A 16,957-nucleotide genomic window follows, 5' to 3' on the forward strand; every position below is an offset into this window, starting at 1 on the left:
GTAACCCCGTCCCGGATAGGGACTTGGTCGCCACCTGTGGCTGCATTGCCTCAGAATTGTCCGGCACGGCCTGTGGAATCAGATGTCGAGGTCGGTGGCGAAGGCCGCGTGTTCCTGGATGAACTGGAAGCGCATCTCGGGCTTGTTGCCCATGAGCCGGTTGATCGCGGAGGAGGTCTCCGCGGTCTCTTCCTCCGGCACCATCACCCGCAACAGCGTCCGCTTGCCGACCGCCATGGTGGTTTCCTTGAGCTGGGCGGGCAGCATTTCGCCAAGGCCCTTGAAGCGGCTTACCTCGACCTTGCCCTTGCCGCTGAACTCCTTGTCCATCAGCTCGTCCTTATGGGCGTCGTCGCGTGCATAGGCCGTCTTGCCGCCCTGGGTCAGCTTGTAGAGGGGCGGGGCCGCCAGAAAGAGATGCCCGTTGCGGATGAGCTGCGGCATCTCGCTGTAAAAGAAGGTGATGAGGAGCGAGGCGATATGCGCCCCATCCACATCGGCGTCGGTCATGATGATGACCTTGTCGTAGCGCAGATCCTCGTCCCGGTAATGCGAGCCGGTGCGCACGCCGAGCGCCTGGATGAGATCCTGGATCTGCTGGCTTTGCGCCATCTTGGCGCCGCTGGCCGAGGCGACGTTCAGGATCTTGCCGCGAAGCGGCAGCACCGCCTGCCGGGCGCGGTCGCGTGCCTGCTTGGCCGAACCGCCGGCGCTGTCGCCCTCGACGAGGAAGATCTCCGACCCTTGCGCAGCCGACTGGCTGCAATCGGCGAGCTTGCCGGGAAGCCGCAGCCGGCGCGTCGCGGTCTTGCGCGCGACATCCTTCTCCTGCTTGCGCTTGAGCCGTTCCTCGGCGCGGTCGATCACCCATTCCAGCAGCTTGTTGGCCTGCTGGGGGGCGGCGGTCAGCCAATGGTCGAAATGGTCGCCAATGGCGCGCTCGACGAGCTTTGCCGCTTCGGCGGTGGCGAGTTTTTCCTTGGTCTGGCCCTGGAATTCCGGTTCGCGGATGAAGACCGAGAGCATCACGCATGCGCTCGACAGCACATCGTCCGCCGTGATCTGGCTCGCCTTCTTGTTGCCCACGAGATCGCCATAGGCGCGCAGGCCCTTGGTGAGCGCCTGCCGCATGCCCTGTTCATGCGTGCCGCCTTCGGGGGTGGGCACGGTGTTGCAGTAGGAACTGACGAAGCCGTCCCGATTGCCGATCCAGGCGATCGCCCATTCGACGGAGCCATGGCTGCCCGCCTTGGAGAGCTTGCCGTAAAAGGGCTCGGGCGTGACATTGTCCGCGCCCTCGATGGCGATTTTCAGATAGTCGAGAATGCCGCCCGGGAAGTGAAGCTCCTCTTCGCCGGGCGTGTCGTCCTTGATGAGCTCCGCCGCGCAGTTCCAGCGGATTTTGACGCCGCCGAAAAGATAGGCCTTTGACCGCGCCATCTTGTAAAGGCGTTTGGGCGAGAAGGCCGCGCCCTTGCCGAAAATCTCCGCATCCGGATGAAAGGTGATCCGCGTACCGCGCCGGTTATGCACCTTGCCCTTGTTTTCGAGCTTCGTCTTCGGCGCGCCGCGCTCATAGACCTGCGTCCAGAGCGTCTGTTCGCGCGCGACCTCCACTTCGAAACGATCCGCCAGCGCATTCACCACGGAAACGCCCACGCCATGCAGGCCGCCCGATGTCTCATAGGCCTTGCCGCCGAACTTGCCGCCCGAATGCAGCGTGGTGAGGATCACTTCCAGCGCCGACTTGTTCTTGTATTTGGGATGCGGGTCCACCGGAATGCCGCGTCCATTGTCGCCCACGGTCAGGCTGCCGTCTTCATGCAGCGTCACCTCGATCCAGTCCGCATGACCGGCGACTGCTTCGTCCATGGAGTTGTCGAGCACTTCGGCGAAGAGGTGATGCAGCGCCTTCTCGTCCGTGCCGCCGATATACATGCCGGGCCGCCGCCGCACGGGCTCGAGCCCCTCCAGAACCTCGATATCCTTGGCCGAATAGCCGTCATTGCCATCGGACGATTTCGCGCGGCTGCGCTTCGCGGGCGCCTTGGCCGCCTTGCTCTCGCTTTTGGCGGGCGGGGCCGAGAAAAGATCGTCGGTGTCGTCGGGGGCGGATTTGGACGGCTTGCGGGCGGCCATGAACTCTACGGAATGCTGGGGTGAAACGAATCGAGCCCGATTGTACGGCGCGGGCGGCCATAGCGGCAATGCGCCTCCGGTGCTTTCGTTTCGCGGCGGCCCGTGCAAAATGCCCGTAACAGGAAAATCGGGAGGAATTCATGACGCAAGAGCCTACTATCGCCACGCCTCTGACGCTGCCTTGCGGCGCCACGCTGAAGAACCGCCTCGCCAAGGGGGCCATGACGGAAGGGCTCGCCGATCCGGAAAACCGGGCGACGGAACGCCATGTCCGGCTCTATCGCCGATGGGCCGAGGGCGGGGCGGGGATGCTGCTCACCGGCAATGTCCAGGTGGACCGGCGCTATCTGGAGCGCCCGGGCAATATCGCCATCGACGGGCCGCAATCCGCCGAGGCGCTGGACCGGCTCCGCGCCATGGCCGAAGCGGGAAAAGTCAACGACACGCATCTCTGGATGCAGATCAGCCATGCGGGCCGGCAGACGCCCGCGCTGGTGAACCCCACGCCCGCAGGCCCCACCGACAAGCCGCTCGACATGCCGGGCGCGCAGTTCGGCAAACCCAAGGCGCTCACCGGTGATGAAATTCTCGATGTGATTGCGCGTTTTGCCCATGCGGCCACCGTGGCGCGCGATACGGGCTTCACCGGCGTTCAGATCCATGGTGCGCATGGTTATCTGATTTCCGAATTCCTCTCGCCCGATGTGAACACGCGGACGGACGAGTGGGGCGGGGAAAAACTGGAAAACCGCGCCCGCCTGCTGCTCGAAACCGTGCGTGCGGTGCGCAAGGCCGTCGGCGGCGATTTCCCCGTATCGGTGAAACTCAATTCGGCGGATTTCCAGCGCGGCGGCTTCAGCCATGAGGAATCGATGAAGGTCGCCGGCTGGCTCAACGACGAAACGGTGGACCTTCTGGAAATCTCCGGCGGCACCTATGAGCAGCCCCGCATGATCGGCGCGGACGACATGACGCTGCATCCTGAAAAATCCGAGACGCGGCGCGAAAGCACGGTTGCGCGCGAGGCCTATTTCCTCGAATACGCCGCGGATATCCGCAAGACGGTCGCCATGCCGCTCATGGTCACCGGCGGCTTCCGGAGCGTTGCGGGCATGAATGCGGCGCTGGCCAGCGGCGAAATGGATGTGGTCGGCCTTGCCCGGCCGCTCTGCGTCGACTCGGCAATCCCCGGAAAGCTCGTCTCCGGCCAGGCGGAGGAAACCTCCACCTATGAAAAGACGCTCCGCATCGGCCCCGGGCCGCTCGGACCCAACAGCCCGATCAACCTCGTCAAGGCATTGAACGGCTGGGGCCAGCAAGGCTGGTTCTGCCTTCAGATCATCCGGATGGGCGACGGCAAGGATCCGGACCTGAAAATGGGCGCCTTTTCCGCCTTCCGGAACTATCAGAAAAACGAGACGAAGACCGCCAAAGCCATGAAGCGGAGCTGACATGGCGCCGGAGATATCAGCGTCGGCCTATGGCAGGCGGCAGAAGCTGGGGCTCCTGCTGGGCCCGGCTCTGCTCCTGCTGACCTTTGTCGTGCCTGCGCCGGCGGGGCTGAGCGGGGAGGGCTGGCTGGTCGCCGGTGTCGCCGCGCTGATGGCGACCTGGTGGATATGCGAGCCGGTACCGATCCCTGTGACGTCCCTCATGCCGATGGTCCTGCTGCCGGTGCTGGGCGTGGCACCCATCAAGGAGGTGGCGAGCCCCTACGCGCATCCGCTGATCTTCCTCTTTTTCGGCGGCTTCCTGATTGCCCTGGCGATGGAGCGCTGGGGCCTTCACCGGCGTATCGCGCTTGCGTTGATCGGCATTATGGGCCGCAAGGCGAGCCATATCGTCGCCGGTTTCATGCTCGCGGCCGCGCTTCTTTCGATGTGGGTCAGCAACACGGCGACATCTCTCATGATGTTGCCGATTGCCATGTCGGTCATCGCGCTGGTGGAAGATCAGGCCATGAGCAAGGAGGCCAGGGCGGGCGCGGCAGATTTCTCGCTGGTGCTGCTTCTGTCGGTCGCCTACAGCGCGACCATCGGCGGGCTGGGCACACTGATCGGCACGCCGCCCAATGCGCTGCTCGCCGCCTTTCTGAACCAGACCTATGGCTATCAGATCGGCTTTGCCCAATGGATGCTGCTCGGTGTGCCGCTCGTGCTGATCGGCCTGCCGCTTACCTTTCTGTTCCTGACCCGCATCCTCTTCCGGCTGGACAAGGTGGAGATGTCCGGCGTCGGGAGCCTCATCGCCGTCGAACGCGAAAAGCTGGGCGCGCTTGGCAGGGTGGAAAAAAATGTCGCCATCGTTTTCGCGGCGACCGCGGCCGCCTGGGTGTTCCGGCCCCTGTTGCAGGACTGGCTTCCGCTTCTCAACGACACCACCATCGCCATGGCCGGCGGCATTGCGCTTTTCCTGATCCCGGTCGATCTGAGCAAAGGCGAATTCCTGATGAACTGGCAGACCGCGAAACGCCTGCCCTGGGATGTCTTCCTGCTGTTCGGCGGCGGGCTCAGCCTGGCCGCGGCAATCGAGGGACAGGGCGTTGCAAGCTGGATCGGCAGTCTCTTCGATGGGGCAAGCGCCATGCCGCTCCTGGCGTTGGTCGCGCTGGTCTGTATCTGCATTCTCCTGCTGACCGAACTGACCAGCAATACCGCGACCGCGGCGACATTCCTGCCGGTCATTGCCGCCATGGCGATCAGCTTGGGCGAGAACCCGCTGCTGCTCGCCGTGCCGGCGGCGCTGGCGGCCAGCTGTTCCTTCATGCTGCCGGTGGGCACGCCGCCCAATGCCATCGTCTTCGGCAGCGGCAAATTCACCCTGCCGCAGATGGCGCGCGCCGGTGTCTGGCTCAATATCGGCTTTCTCGTCCTGATCGTTGCCATGGCCTATTGGCTGGCGCCCATCGTGTTCGGTATCCAGCACGGCGTGGTGCCGGATTGGGCCGCGTAAGCAGTGGGATGAGGAAAGGGTAAGGGTCTGGAGAAGATCGAATGACAACGGCGCAACCCCGCTCTATCGGAAGCCCCGGTCATCCTGTCGGGCGTTCCTTGCGGGGTTGCTATCTGGATGTGCTTTCCGCACTCCTTCGGGGATGTAAACCCGAATATATGCTCATCGCCTTTGTCGCGCGCTCAGTGGCGCTCGTCTGGTCTGGACCTCCGACACCAGCAATTTCCTCGCGCAAAGGCCTATATGATTGGCTGGCGCGGCGGCGCATTAGATGCGCGTCGAGGGACGGTGAGTGTAGTGTCATATTCAGCAGGAGATTTCCTGCGCCGGTGGGGTCATCTTCTTAAACCTCCTCCGTTGTTGATGAGTAAATGCTACGCCTGTGACGGCGAAAACGTCAATGAAATTAGCGGGATGCGACAATTTTGTTGGTCAGCACTGCTGACCGAACTTCGGGTTTCGTAAAAGAAACGTGTACGAATTAAAAATAAAACGTATACAGAATAAATGGAGGGGATTTCATGTGGCTGAGACAGATCGCGCTGGTCGCGCATGATCTCGATACGGTTGTGGAGCCGCTTTGCGACGTGCTGGACCTGAAGGTCGCCTATAACGATCCGGGCGTTGCCGTATTCGGTCTCGTCAACGCGGTTATGCCGGTGGGTGGCGAGTTCCTTGAGGTGGTGCAGCCGGTCAGGGACGACGCCTCGGCGCGGCGCTATCTCCACAGGCGGGGCGGCGATGCGGGATACATGGTCATCCTGCAATCGGAAGACGCCCATGCCCATCGCGACCGCATTATGGGGCTGGGCGCGCGCAAGATTGCCGAGCATGACGGCTCTTATGTCTTCACCCATTTCCATCCCGGCGATTTCGGCGGCGTGCTGACCTCCGTGGACTCCGTCACGGGCGTAGAGGACTGGTTCGCCCCCGACAGCGACTGGCCGCCGGCCGGCAAGGACTGGCGCAACGCACGGAGCGACAATGCGACCGGCATACGCGCCGTCGCCATCCAGTCGAAAGCGCCCGCCAAACTCGCCGAACGCTGGGCCGAACTCCTTCAGGGCGAGATCGTCATGGAGGATGACGGCCCCGAACTGCGCATGGCGCGCGGCGTCATCCGTTTCGTCGATCCGGTGGATGAAGACGGCACCGGCGTCGTCGGTATCGACATTGCCATGCGCGACCGGGACAAGGCGCTGGACACCGCGCAGCGTAGGGGGCTGCCGGTGACGGGGCATACGGTCCGTATCTGCGGATGCGATTTCCACCTTTCGGAGGCGACCGGATGAAACTTTTTTCCGCGTGTTGCGGTCATATCGGTGTCGATATCGGCCTCCTGGAAGGCGGCGGTATCCGTGGCGAGCTGCGCCGCGTCCCCTCCATGTGTTTCGTGGTCGAGCATCCGGAAGGCCTGGTCGTCTGGGATACGAGCATGCACCCTTGCGTCTGCACCGATCCCGTCGGCTATTGGGGCAATCTCGCCACGACGGTGACCGTCCCCGACTATGCGGAGAATGAGACGTTAATCGCCCGTCTCGACGAGGCCGGGATCGACGCTTCCCGCATCCGCTTCGTCATCAACTCTCACCTCCACAACGATCATTGCGGCATGAACCGTTTCTTCCCGCAGGCGACCGTGCTTGCCCGGCGCAGCGAGTATGAGCACGCGAAAGGGCTCATGGACACCGGCAAGCATGGCTATGTGCGCGACGATTTCTTCGGCGATGGCCAGACGCTGGAGCTGATCGAATATGACGATACGTTCGATCTCTTCGGTGACGGGGCGCTGGTGCTGGTTTCGACGGTGGGGCACACGCCCGGCCATCAAAGCCTGCAGGTCACTTTTCCCTCGGGCCGCCGCTTCGTGATGACGGGCGATGCACTTTATACCGCGCGCCAGCTTGCGACGCGGCAACCCCCGGGCCTGACTTTCGACAGGAAGGAAGCGCAGGCAAGCGCGGATCGCCTGGCCGATCTGGAGGATGCGGGCGCGACAATTCTTATTCACCACGAACCGTCGCTCTGGGAGACGAGACCGGCTGTGGCGCTTCTCTGGCAGGAGGGCGGGGAGGCCGCATGACGGGGACGCCGGACGCGCGAGGAAAAAGGGCCGGAGCTTTCGCTCCGGCCCTTCTCGTTCTGTCGATCCCGAGGGATCAGCAGGAATAGTACATGTCGTATTCGACCGGATGCGGCGTCATTTCGTACCGCATGTTTTCTTCCCACTTGAGCTCGAGGTAACCGTCGATCTGATCGTCGGTGAACACGCCGCCCTTCTTCAGGAAGTCGCGGTCGCCATCGAGCGCGACGAGCGCTTCGCGCAGCGAACCGCAAACGGTCGGAATGTCCTGCAGCTCTTCCGGCGGAAGGTCGTACAGGTTCTTGTCCATCGGCGCGCCCGGATCGATCTTGTTGTCGATGCCGTCAAGGCCGGCCATCATCATCGCGGCGAAGGCGAGATAGGGGTTCGCCGTCGGATCCGGGAAGCGGATCTCGATGCGCTTGGCCTTGGGCGACGTGCCGTAGGGAATACGGCAGGAGGCCGAACGGTTGCGGGCCGAATAGGCCAGCAGCACCGGCGCTTCGTAACCCGGCACCAGACGCTTGTAGGAGTTGGTGGACGGGTTGGTGAAGGCGTTCAGCGCCTTGGCGTGCTTCAGGATGCCGCCGATATACCACAGGCACTCTTCGGAAAGGTCGGCATACTTGTTGCCGGCAAAGAGCGGCTTGCCTTCTTTCCAGATCGACTGATGGCAATGCATGCCCGTGCCGTTGTCGCCGAAGACCGGCTTCGGCATGAAGGTGGCCGACTTGCCGAAGGCGTGCGCCACGTTGTGGATCGCATATTTGTAGATCTGCAGATGGTCTGCGACCTTGGTGAGGGTCTGGAACTTCATGCCGAGCTCATGCTGGGCAGCGGCCACTTCGTGGTGGTGCTTTTCGATGTCGACGCCCATCTCGCCCATCACCGTCAGCATTTCGCCGCGCAGGTCCTGACCGCTGTCGATCGGGTTGGCCGGGAAATAGCCGCCCTTGGTGCGCGGACGGTGGCCGAGATTGCCCGTCTCGTATTCCGTGTTGGAATTGGTCGGCAGTTCGACGCTGTCCACCGCGAAGCCGGTGTTGTAGGGCTCGGTGGAGAATTTCACGTCGTCGAACACGAAGAATTCGGCTTCCGGGCCGAACACCACGGTGTCGCCGATGCCGGTGGACTTGAGATAGGCCTCGGCGAGCTTCGCCGTGCCGCGCGGGTCGCGTCCATAGGGCTCACCGGTGGAGGGCTCCAGAATGTCGCAGAAAATCGCCAGTGTCGTCTGGGCGTAGAAGGGGTCGATCACTGCGGTTTCGCAGTCCGGAAGCAGGATCATGTCGGACTCGTTGATCGCCTTCCAGCCGGCGATCGACGAACCGTCGAACATCGTGCCCTCGGCGAAAAAGTCTTCGTCGCACATGTCCACGTCGAAAGTGACGTGCTGCATCTTGCCGCGCGGATCGGTGAAGCGCAGATCGACGTATTTCACGTCCTTCTCTTTGATCAGCGCCTGGACCGAATTGAAGTCAGCCATTTGATCCTCTTTCCCTGTTCTCGGTGGGGGCTGCTCATGGTCTGGCCGCCCCCTCAACTTGAAACGATACAGCAACCCGGGAGCCTGTCCCCCTGTATGGGCGCTGCGATGTGCCTCCGATATTTTTGAGGTCCCGGAGTTCACAGATGGGACCTTGTGAGCCTTATCGCCGGTGGACCGGCCGTCGCGCTCTGTCAGATCGCTTCCGCGCCGGTCTCGCCGGTACGGATGCGGATCGCCTCTTCGACATTGGAGATAAAAATCTTGCCGTCGCCGATGCGGCCGGTACGCGCCGCCTGCTGGATCGCCTCCACGGCCTTGCCGACCGTATCTTCGTTCAGCACGACTTCGATTTTCACCTTGGGGAGAAAATCGACGACATATTCCGCACCTCTATAGAGTTCCGTATGGCCCTTCTGTCGGCCGAAGCCTTTCGCCTCCGTAACGGTAATGCCCTGAAGACCGACTTCCTGAAGGGCTTCCTTTACCTCGTCGAGTTTGAACGGCTTGATGATCGCCTCGATCTTTTTCATCCGGGGTTCCTTGTGGTTGGGCCTCAGTGCCCGCCGTCATGTGATGTCTGAATAGCATGGGCCGTGCCAACTGGCCGGTGGCACGATTTCATAGTTTTTTCAGAGAGTTAGCGGCACATCACCCGATGCCTTGCCTTTTTGTTGAGCAGTATGGATGCACACAAAAAAGGCGAAATGAACAAATTGCAGGCAACAACATATCAATGGTTTTGCCCTCGTTCCAGCGGCCTTTGAGGCAGAAGCCGGCCGCCGCGCGGTTGACAGTGTTTTCGCCGCCCGCGACAAGGGCAGCACCCCGCGAAAAGCGGTACGAAACGCCCTGTGGCACGGATACGGAGCCGACATGAAACCCGCCAATCCCGTCTTCGCCTCTCTCGGCACCACGATCTTCACGGTGATGTCCACCCTGGCGAACGAACATGGCGCCATTAATCTCGGACAGGGTTTTCCCGACGATGAAGGCCCTGACGATATTCGCGCGGCGGCGGCCAGGGCGATCATGGACGGGCCTAACCAGTACCCGCCCATGATGGGGCTGCCCGCGCTGCGCGAGGCAGTGGGCGCGGCCAACCGGCGCTTCTACGGCCTCGATATCGATTGGCAGAAAGAAGTGATGGTCACCTCCGGCGCGACGGAAGCGCTGCATGACAGCATCACGGCGTTGCTGCGGCCCGGCGACGAGGCGATCCTGATCGAGCCCTGTTACGACAGCTACCGGCCCGTGGTCGAGGCCGCCGGCGCCACGGTGAAGACCGTCTCCCTCCAGCCCCCGCACTGGTCGCTGCCGGTGGAGGCGCTGGAAGCGGCCTTCGGCGACAAGACCAAGCTCATCGTCCTCAATACGCCCATGAACCCCATCGGCAAGGTTTTCACCGAGGCGGAACTGGCGGCCATTGCCGGACTTCTGGAGAAATACGATGCCTATGCCGTCTGCGACGAGGTCTATGAGCATCTCGTCTTCTCGGGCCACCGGCATGTTCCGCTGATGACGCTGCCCGGCATGCGCGAGCGCTGCGTGCGGATCGGCTCGGCGGGCAAGACCTTCTCGCTCACCGGGTGGAAGATCGGTTACGTCACCGCACCCGCCTCGCTGATGGAGGTGATCGCCAAGACGCATCAATTCGTGACCTTCACCACGGCCCCCGGTCTGCAATCGGCCATCGCCTATGGGCTGGGGAAGGGCGACGACTATTTCGCCGGGCTGGCCGGCGCGCTGGAGGCCAAGCGGGACATTCTTTCCAAAGGCCTGGCGGATGCCGGGCTCGAAGTGCTGCCCGCCGACGGTACCTATTTCGTCACCGCCGATTTTCGCCCCCTCGGCTTCAATGGCACGGATGAAGAGTTCTGCCGCGCCATCACCACGGAAGCGAAGGTCGCCGCGGTGCCCATGAGCGCCTTCTACTCGGCGGCCTCGGAAGGCGTACCGACCCATCTTGCCCGCTTCTGCTTCTGCAAGCAGGACGGCATCCTGACCGAAGCGAGCGAACGGCTGGCCGGCTGGGCGAAGGGCAGGGCGGCATGAGCGGGGAACGCACCGTTCTCCGCCGCGACGCCGCCTCGGGCAAGGCGAAATGGCTGGTCGTTTTTCTGCACGGCCTTGGCTCCAACGGGGCCGACCTCATGGCCTTCGCCGATTACTGGCGGGGCGCCATGCCTGATGTCGCCTTCCTTGCGCCAGATGCGCCGAGCGTCTGTCCCGACGGTGGCTATCAATGGATGCAGCGCCTGCCTGTCGGCCATCCCCGCATGTTCGACGAGGCGGACGCGGCGCGGGGCGGTATCGACACGCTGATCGATGAAGAACTTTCCCGGCTCGGCCTCGACGGCACCCGGCTTGCGCTGGTCGGTTTCAGCCAGGGCACGGTAATGGCGCTCCATGTCGGTCTCAGGCGCAAGGAAACGCCGGTGGCGATCCTCGGCTATGCGGGCGGGCTTGTCGGTGCGGACAGGCTGGCCGACGACATGACGTCGAAACCGCCTGTCATGCTCATTCATGGCGAGCAGGACGAGATGGTGCCGGTCTACGCCATGATGGAGTCGGTGAAGGCCCTTACCGATGCCGGTCTTGTCGCCGCCGGGCAGGCCATGCCCGGTCTCGGCCATGCGGTGAACGAGCAGGCGCTGGTGATCGGCGCCCGCTTCATCCTGTCCGCCGTCGCCTATCGCGAGAAACACCCCCTCTGACCCTGCGTCATTGCAACGACCCGTCCGCCTTTGCTGGACAGGGTGCGGTCAATCCGTATTCTCGCGCCAACGAATAACCAATAGCGATGCGCCGGGTGAAGGCGCGGCAGGGAGAGGCAATCATGTCAGATGTGAAGCTCGACGATCGCATGCCCGTGCTGGTCGGGTGCGGCCAGAATGTCCAGAAGGAAAAGGATGTCGAGAAGGCGAAGTCGCCCATGCATCTGATGGCCGATGCGGCCGAGCTTGCCGCCTCCGATACGGGGCTCGGCAAGAAGCTCTGGGATGTCGTCGACACCGTCACCTGCGTTCGCTTCATCACCGACAGCCCGGACAGCGCGCGTCTCCCCTTCGGGCGCTATCCCAATGCCGCGAAGACGCTGGCGAACCTCATCGGCGCCAATCCGGCCAAGACCTGCTACGGCCCCACCGGCGGTAACACGCCCCAATATCTCGTGAACTACACCGCCGAACAGATCGCGCAAGGCGACACGGATATCGCGCTGGTAGCGGGCTCGGAATGCTTCGGCACCATGATGCGCGCGCTGGGCCAGGGCAAGGTGCTTGACTGGCACGACGAGAACCCCGGTCAGGACCGCATCGACATCGGCAATGAGAAAGCCGGCGTCACCGAAACGGAAAAGCGCCACAAGCTGCAATATCCGGTGAACATCTATCCGATGTTCGAAAACGCCATTCGCGGCCAGAAAGGCCGCACGGTGGAAGAGCATAAGCTCGCCGTCGGCAAGCTTATGTCGCGCTTCACCAAGGTCGCCGCGCAGCATCCGCAGGCCTGGTTCCCGGTCGAGCGCACGCCGGAGGAAATCGCCACCGTCACCGACGCCAACCGCTATATCGGTTTTCCGTATACGAAGTATATGAATGCGATCATGCAGGTCGATCAGGCTGCCGCCGTCGTCATGATGTCGGTCGGCAAGGCGCGCGAGCTGGGCATTCCGCAGGAGAAATGGGTCTTCCTGCATGGCTGCGGCGATGCGAACGATCTCTGGTTCCCGACCGAGCGCGTGAACTATTACACCTCGCCCGCCATCAAGAAGATGGGGGAGAAGGCGTTCGGCATGGCCGACTGGGACGTTTCCGAGATCGACTATATCGACCTCTATTCCTGCTTCCCCTCCGCCGTGCAGATCGGCCGCGACGCGCTGGGCATTGCGGAAGACGACCCGCGCGACCTCACCGTCACGGGCGGCCTGCCTTATTTCGGCGGCGCGGGGAACAACTACGTCATGCACTCCATCGCAACCATGATGGACAAGCTGCGCGCAAAGCCGGGCACGAAGGGGCTTTGCACCTCCAATGGCTGGTACGTGACCAAACACGGCATGGGCCTTTATTCGACCCTGCCCAAGGAAGGCAAATGGGAGCGCGAGGCGCCCGCCACCTATCAGGCCGAGATCGACGCCGAAAAGCATCCCGTCGTGGACGAGACGCCCAATGGCAAGGCGAAGATCGAGACCTATACGGTCGTGCATGGCCGCAACGGGCCGGACTTCGCCATCGTCTTCGGCCGGCTGGACGACACCGACGCCCGCTTCGTCGCGCACACGCCGAACGACCCGGCGACGCTTCAGGATATGGTGGAGCGCGACCAGCTGGGACGGCCGGGCACGGTCGTCGCCGACCCGGAAGGCGTCAACATCTTCACGCCGGAATAGGAAAAAGGGGCCTTTCGGGGCCCTTTCGTTTATCCGGCCCGTTTTGCTGTAGACGGCAAACCGTCCCGGATCGGCGGGAGAGTGTGGGAATACGCATGTCTCGTATATTGAGGTATCTGGCGCTTGGCGGGGCCTTATTGCTTGTTCTGGTCGTGGCGTACGGGGCGAAAGGATATTTCGACGCGCTTCATGATGCCGATGAACTGCGGCAACGCGCCGACAGGCTTATCGCAGCGGGGTTGGGAGGAAGCGATCTTGGCCCCGGTCGATTGAACCTCTTGCTCGAGGTTGAAGACCCCGCTTTCGCCGAGCACGCCGGGATAGACTTCACGACCGAGGGGGCAGGCGCCACCACCGTTACCCAATCGCTGTCGAAACGATTGGCCTTTGACCGGTTTCGTCCCGGGATCGGTAAGATACGCCAGACCGGCTATGCCGTCGGGTTGGAAAAGCGGCTCGATAAGGCGCAGATCATGGCGCTCTGGCTCGATACCCTGGAAATGGGGCGCGGTCCCGACGGCTGGATGACTGGCTTTTATCGGGCGAGCGATGCGATCTTCAAGCGCGCTCCCGCCGAACTTACCGAAGATGAGTTTCTACGGCTGGTCGCTGTCCTTATTGCGCCTGCAACCTACGATTTGAGAGGTGAGGACGCGGCGCTTGAGGACAGGGTCGGAAGGATTAAACGTCTTGTCGCCGCGCAGTGCGCGCCTGTGAATCATGGCGATGTCTGGCTGGAAGGATGCCGGTAGATATCTGCTTTCCCTCACCCGTCCGCCACCGATGAGATAGGCGGCTTGAGCGACAGTTTCCATGTTATCCCCGCAAACGCGGTCTCCCTGCATAAAGTCAGGCGTGTCTACCGTCGTTTAGTGGGAGAAGTTCTTTCATCGCTCGTCATTGCGAGGAGCGACAGCGACGAAGCAATCCGGCGCGAAGCTTGTCGCTTCTGGATTGCTTCGCTTGTGCTCGCAATGACGGGAATCGGTCGGCTGAATGCTCGCTCTTACCAGAGCCAGGTTGCCGGATCGGGGATCGGCTTGTCGTCGCTCGCCAGCATGAAGCCCTTGATGAGCCGGATCAGTGCCCAGACAACCGTGGCGGCCAGGATCAGCACGCCGATGAAGATCACCGATGTAACGGCGCCGATGATGCTGAACAGCAGCCCGATCCAGAAGGTCCGGATCTGGAACGTGAAATGCGTCGTGGCGTTCGGACCTGCTTCGCCGCGCTTCAGATAGGCGACGATAAGCCCTGCAATCGCGGTGATACCCACCACGAAGCCGATGAAATACAGGATATAGACGAGCTTCGGCCCGTCCATATTGTCGCCCGTCGATGTGACGGCACTCTGTACGGGATCAGGCGAATCGGTCATCTCGTCCTCCTTAACGGCCTGTAATGTGGAAAGCGTAGTGCCCTCTCAAGGTCATGTCGATATAAGGGCCGCATCATGGTTCACAGAACGTAACGCGCCGAATACGGGGGAAGACATGCCCATCATCTACATGATCCGCCATGGCGAGGCCGCCGCCGGATGGAATGCCGACGCCGATCCCGGCCTGAGCGAACTCGGCCAGTCGCAGGCCGAAGCCGTGGCCGATGAAATCGAAGCCAGGGCAGGGGCCAAGCTCCCCATCCTCACCTCGCCGCTGAAGCGCTGCCGCGAGACCTCCATGCCGCTGGCCGGACGCTGGAACCGTGAACCGGCAGTGGAACCGCGCGTCGCCGAAATCCCGTCCCCCATCGACGATCTCGAATCCCGCGGCGAGTGGTTGCGCAAGATCATGGCCGGTACCTGGACCGAGGCCGTGGCGGGCGCCGGCAAGGTCGATCTTCCGGCCTGGCGGCAGGGCGTCGCCGACGCGCTGCTGGAACTGCCGGGCGATACGGTGATCTTTTCCCATTTCATCGCGATCAACGTGGCGGCGGGCATCGCCACGGATGACGACCGCCTGGTCACGTTCCGGCCGGACAATTGCTCCGTCACCGTCTTCGAGACGGGCGGCGGTGCGTTGCGGCTGATCGAGAAAGGCCGCGAAGGCGTTACGAAGGTGAATTGATCGCCCGCCTTCGGCAATTCGCCAATTGGCCGCCACAATCGCCCGGCTATGATGGGCGCATGGCCACTTCATTGATTCCCCACGCCCCGGCAAAGACGCCCGCCGCGCTCCTCACGGTCGAGGAGATGGGCCGTGCCGACCGCCTCACCATAGAGGGCGGCAAGCCCGGCATCGTCCTTATGGAGAATGCCGGTCGCGGCGTGGCGGAAGCGGCGGTGGCCCATTTCGAGAAGGCGCCGGTTTCGGTTCTCTGCGGGCCGGGCAACAATGGCGGCGACGGCTTCATCGCCGCCCGTCTGCTGCGCGACTGGGGCTGGCAGGTTACCGTCTTCCTCATGGGCGCGCGGGAAAGCCTCAAGGGCGACGCCGCCGAGGCCGCGCATCGCTGGGCAGGCCCGGTCTATCCCCTGACCGCCGACGCGGCGAAAAGCGCATCGCTCGTCATCGACGCGATCTTCGGCGCCGGTCTCTCCCGCGACGTGGAAGGGACGCCCGCAGATATCGTCCGTCATGTCACGGAGGAGGGCATTCCGGTCCTCGCCGTCGATGTGCCGAGCGGGATCGACGGGGATACCGGCCTCGTGCGCGGTGCGGCGTTCAGGGCGGCGCACACCGTCACCTTCTTCCGGGCAAAGCCGGGACACAGGCTGCTGCCGGGGCGCGCGCATTGCGGCGAGGTGCATGTCGTCGATATCGGCATCGAGGACAAGGTGCTGGACGAAATCGCCCCGCGCCGCTTCGACAACACGCCTGGCCTCTGGTGGCCCGCCTATCCGCGGCCTTCCATCGCGCTTCACAAATACGATCATGGCCACGCGGTGGTGCTGTCGGGCGATGCGGCCCATACCGGGGCTGCGCGCCTTGCCGCGCGCGGCGCGCTCAGGGCGGGGTCGGGGCTTGTCACCGTCGCCACGCCGCCCGATGCGCTGGCCGTCAACGCCGCCCATCTCACCGCCATCATGCTGGCCCCCTTCAAGGGGCCGGACGGGCTGACCGCCATTCTGGAAGACAAGCGCAAGAATGCCTGCCTCATCGGGCCGGGCGCGGGTGTCGGCAGCGCGACGCGCGAATGCGTGCTGGCCGCGCTTCTTTCGGGCGCCGCCATGGTGCTGGACGCCGATGCGCTGACATCCTTCGCCGAAATTCCCCGCGATCTCTTTGTCGCCATTCGCGGCTATTTTGCCGGTCCCACCGTGCTGACGCCGCATGAGGGCGAGTTCGCCCGCATCTTCCCGGACCTCTCCACCGCGAATGCCGGGGAGAAGGGAAAGCTCGTCCGGGCGCGCCTGGCCGCCGAGCAGGCCGGCGCCGTCATCGTCCTCAAGGGCCCCGATACCGTCATTGCCTCGCCGGACGGCAAACTTGCCGTGAATGCCAATGCCGGGCCGGAACTGGCCACGGCGGGCTCGGGCGATGTGCTGGGCGGCATCATTCTGGGTCTCATGGCGCAGGGCATGCCGCCTTTCGAGGCCGCCGCCGCGGGCGTCTGGCTTCATGGCGAGGCGGGCCACCATTTCGGCCCCGGTCTCATCGCCGAGGACTTGCCCGAAATGCTGCCCGCCGTGCGCCGGGAACTGCTGGAAACCCTGTCCTGAGCGCCCGAAATCGGCGTCTCCGACCCTTTCCCCGGGAAACGACGGCTTTTGCTGGCAATCCCCCCATCCCCTTGATATAGAGGGCGCCAATTTTCGGGAGTGGCTGTCCGGTTTGGGACTGCCGCCGACGGGCCTTGCGGGCGTGGCGGAATTGGTAGACGCGCTGGATTTAGGTTCCAGTGCCGCAAGGCGTGGGGGTTCAACTCCCTCCGCCCGCACCACTGACAGGCTCCCCCTCTTTGAGAC

The 16,957-nt window shown here is 63.3% G+C and carries 14 protein-coding genes and 1 tRNA gene; 11 read left to right on the forward strand and 4 right to left on the reverse strand.

Translation table 11 applies throughout. From position 1 onward, the window contains the following. Nucleotides 1–78: 78 nt before the first annotated feature. A complete protein-coding gene (parE, locus tag FHS78_RS14655; RefSeq protein WP_167095129.1) occupies nt 79–2,139 on the reverse strand; it encodes a DNA topoisomerase IV subunit B in 2,061 nt (686 codons plus the stop codon). A 140-nt stretch (nt 2,140–2,279) separates the two neighbouring features. Between parE and FHS78_RS14660 the strand changes: the two genes are divergently transcribed. The 4 genes from FHS78_RS14660 (at nt 2,280) to FHS78_RS14675 (ending at nt 7,174) form a co-directional block, all read left to right on the forward strand. Further along, a complete protein-coding gene (locus tag FHS78_RS14660) occupies nt 2,280–3,590 on the forward strand; it encodes an NADH:flavin oxidoreductase/NADH oxidase family protein (protein WP_167095130.1) in 1,311 nt (436 codons plus the stop codon). A gap of 1 nt (nt 3,591) precedes the next feature. Next, entirely contained in the window at nt 3,592–5,091 is a 1,500-nt protein-coding gene (locus FHS78_RS14665) for an SLC13 family permease (RefSeq protein WP_167095131.1), read from the forward strand. Nucleotides 5,092–5,612: 521 nt separating this feature from the next. Next, entirely contained in the window at nt 5,613–6,383 is a 771-nt protein-coding gene (locus FHS78_RS14670) for a VOC family protein (RefSeq protein ID WP_167095132.1), read from the forward strand. Further along, nucleotides 6,380–7,174: an N-acyl homoserine lactonase family protein gene (locus FHS78_RS14675; RefSeq protein WP_167095133.1), complete on the forward strand. Its 795-nt coding sequence runs from the start codon at nt 6,380–6,382 to the stop codon at nt 7,172–7,174. The genes FHS78_RS14670 and FHS78_RS14675 overlap by 4 nt, the downstream gene beginning before the upstream one ends. A 76-nt stretch (nt 7,175–7,250) precedes the next feature. On the opposite strand, the gene glnA is transcribed toward FHS78_RS14675, so the two are convergent. Both glnA and FHS78_RS14685 read right to left on the reverse strand, forming a co-directional pair. After that, complete coding sequence (gene glnA / locus FHS78_RS14680) at nt 7,251–8,660, reverse strand: type I glutamate--ammonia ligase (RefSeq protein ID WP_167095134.1); 1,410 nt, start codon at nt 8,658–8,660, stop codon at nt 7,251–7,253. Nucleotides 8,661–8,854: 194 nt separating this feature from the next. Continuing rightward, complete coding sequence (locus FHS78_RS14685) at nt 8,855–9,193, reverse strand: P-II family nitrogen regulator (RefSeq protein ID WP_167095135.1); 339 nt, start codon at nt 9,191–9,193, stop codon at nt 8,855–8,857. Nucleotides 9,194–9,536: 343 nt separating this feature from the next. Between FHS78_RS14685 and FHS78_RS14690 the strand changes: the two genes are divergently transcribed. From FHS78_RS14690 to FHS78_RS14705, 4 genes are all read left to right on the forward strand, one after another. Beyond that, entirely contained in the window at nt 9,537–10,715 is a 1,179-nt protein-coding gene (locus tag FHS78_RS14690) for an aminotransferase (RefSeq protein ID WP_167095136.1), read from the forward strand. Continuing rightward, the gene (locus FHS78_RS14695; RefSeq protein WP_167095137.1) at nt 10,712–11,377 is read left to right on the forward strand and encodes an alpha/beta hydrolase; all 666 of its coding nucleotides are present in this window, start codon (nt 10,712–10,714) and stop codon (nt 11,375–11,377) included. The genes FHS78_RS14690 and FHS78_RS14695 overlap by 4 nt, the downstream gene beginning before the upstream one ends. A 122-nt stretch (nt 11,378–11,499) precedes the next feature. Then, on the forward strand, nt 11,500–13,053 hold the full coding sequence (locus FHS78_RS14700) for an acetyl-CoA acetyltransferase (RefSeq protein ID WP_167095138.1): 1,554 nt from the start codon (nt 11,500–11,502) through the stop codon (nt 13,051–13,053). Between the two features lie 95 nt (nt 13,054–13,148). Next, on the forward strand, nt 13,149–13,805 hold the full coding sequence (locus tag FHS78_RS14705; RefSeq protein WP_167095139.1) for a transglycosylase domain-containing protein: 657 nt from the start codon (nt 13,149–13,151) through the stop codon (nt 13,803–13,805). A 254-nt stretch (nt 13,806–14,059) separates the two neighbouring features. Here the strand turns inward: FHS78_RS14705 and FHS78_RS14710 are convergent, their stop codons facing one another. After that, complete coding sequence (locus FHS78_RS14710; RefSeq protein ID WP_167095140.1) at nt 14,060–14,431, reverse strand: DUF4870 family protein; 372 nt, start codon at nt 14,429–14,431, stop codon at nt 14,060–14,062. A 115-nt stretch (nt 14,432–14,546) separates the two neighbouring features. Between FHS78_RS14710 and FHS78_RS14715 the strand changes: the two genes are divergently transcribed. From FHS78_RS14715 to FHS78_RS14725, 3 genes are all read left to right on the forward strand, one after another. Next, complete coding sequence (locus FHS78_RS14715) at nt 14,547–15,116, forward strand: histidine phosphatase family protein (RefSeq protein ID WP_205305331.1); 570 nt, start codon at nt 14,547–14,549, stop codon at nt 15,114–15,116. 59 nt (nt 15,117–15,175) lie between these two features. Then, complete coding sequence (locus FHS78_RS14720) at nt 15,176–16,711, forward strand: NAD(P)H-hydrate dehydratase (protein WP_167095141.1); 1,536 nt, start codon at nt 15,176–15,178, stop codon at nt 16,709–16,711. Nucleotides 16,712–16,847: 136 nt separating this feature from the next. After that, nucleotides 16,848–16,932 (forward strand) — tRNA-Leu (locus FHS78_RS14725). Nucleotides 16,933–16,957 lie beyond the last annotated feature (25 nt).

It is taken from the genome of Parvibaculum indicum, from assembly GCF_011762095.1.
In the GTDB taxonomy this organism is placed as follows: domain Bacteria; phylum Pseudomonadota; class Alphaproteobacteria; order Parvibaculales; family Parvibaculaceae; genus Parvibaculum; species Parvibaculum indicum.

Excerpts from the sequence above, each read along its gene's own strand:
- parE (WP_167095129.1), bottom strand. The coding sequence starts at position 2,139 with ATGGCCGCCCGCAAGCCGTCCAAATCCGCCCCCGACGACACCGACGAT.
- FHS78_RS14660 (WP_167095130.1), top strand. The coding sequence starts at position 2,280 with ATGACGCAAGAGCCTACTATCGCCACGCCTCTGACGCTGCCTTGCGGC.
- FHS78_RS14665 (WP_167095131.1), top strand. The coding sequence starts at position 3,592 with ATGGCGCCGGAGATATCAGCGTCGGCCTATGGCAGGCGGCAGAAGCTG.
- FHS78_RS14670 (WP_167095132.1), top strand. The coding sequence starts at position 5,613 with ATGTGGCTGAGACAGATCGCGCTGGTCGCGCATGATCTCGATACGGTT.
- FHS78_RS14675 (WP_167095133.1), top strand. The coding sequence starts at position 6,380 with ATGAAACTTTTTTCCGCGTGTTGCGGTCATATCGGTGTCGATATCGGC.
- glnA (WP_167095134.1), bottom strand. The coding sequence starts at position 8,660 with ATGGCTGACTTCAATTCGGTCCAGGCGCTGATCAAAGAGAAGGACGTG.
- FHS78_RS14685 (WP_167095135.1), bottom strand. The coding sequence starts at position 9,193 with ATGAAAAAGATCGAGGCGATCATCAAGCCGTTCAAACTCGACGAGGTA.
- FHS78_RS14690 (WP_167095136.1), top strand. The coding sequence starts at position 9,537 with ATGAAACCCGCCAATCCCGTCTTCGCCTCTCTCGGCACCACGATCTTC.
- FHS78_RS14695 (WP_167095137.1), top strand. The coding sequence starts at position 10,712 with ATGAGCGGGGAACGCACCGTTCTCCGCCGCGACGCCGCCTCGGGCAAG.
- FHS78_RS14700 (WP_167095138.1), top strand. The coding sequence starts at position 11,500 with ATGTCAGATGTGAAGCTCGACGATCGCATGCCCGTGCTGGTCGGGTGC.
- FHS78_RS14705 (WP_167095139.1), top strand. The coding sequence starts at position 13,149 with ATGTCTCGTATATTGAGGTATCTGGCGCTTGGCGGGGCCTTATTGCTT.
- FHS78_RS14710 (WP_167095140.1), bottom strand. The coding sequence starts at position 14,431 with ATGACCGATTCGCCTGATCCCGTACAGAGTGCCGTCACATCGACGGGC.
- FHS78_RS14715 (WP_205305331.1), top strand. The coding sequence starts at position 14,547 with ATGCCCATCATCTACATGATCCGCCATGGCGAGGCCGCCGCCGGATGG.
- FHS78_RS14720 (WP_167095141.1), top strand. The coding sequence starts at position 15,176 with ATGGCCACTTCATTGATTCCCCACGCCCCGGCAAAGACGCCCGCCGCG.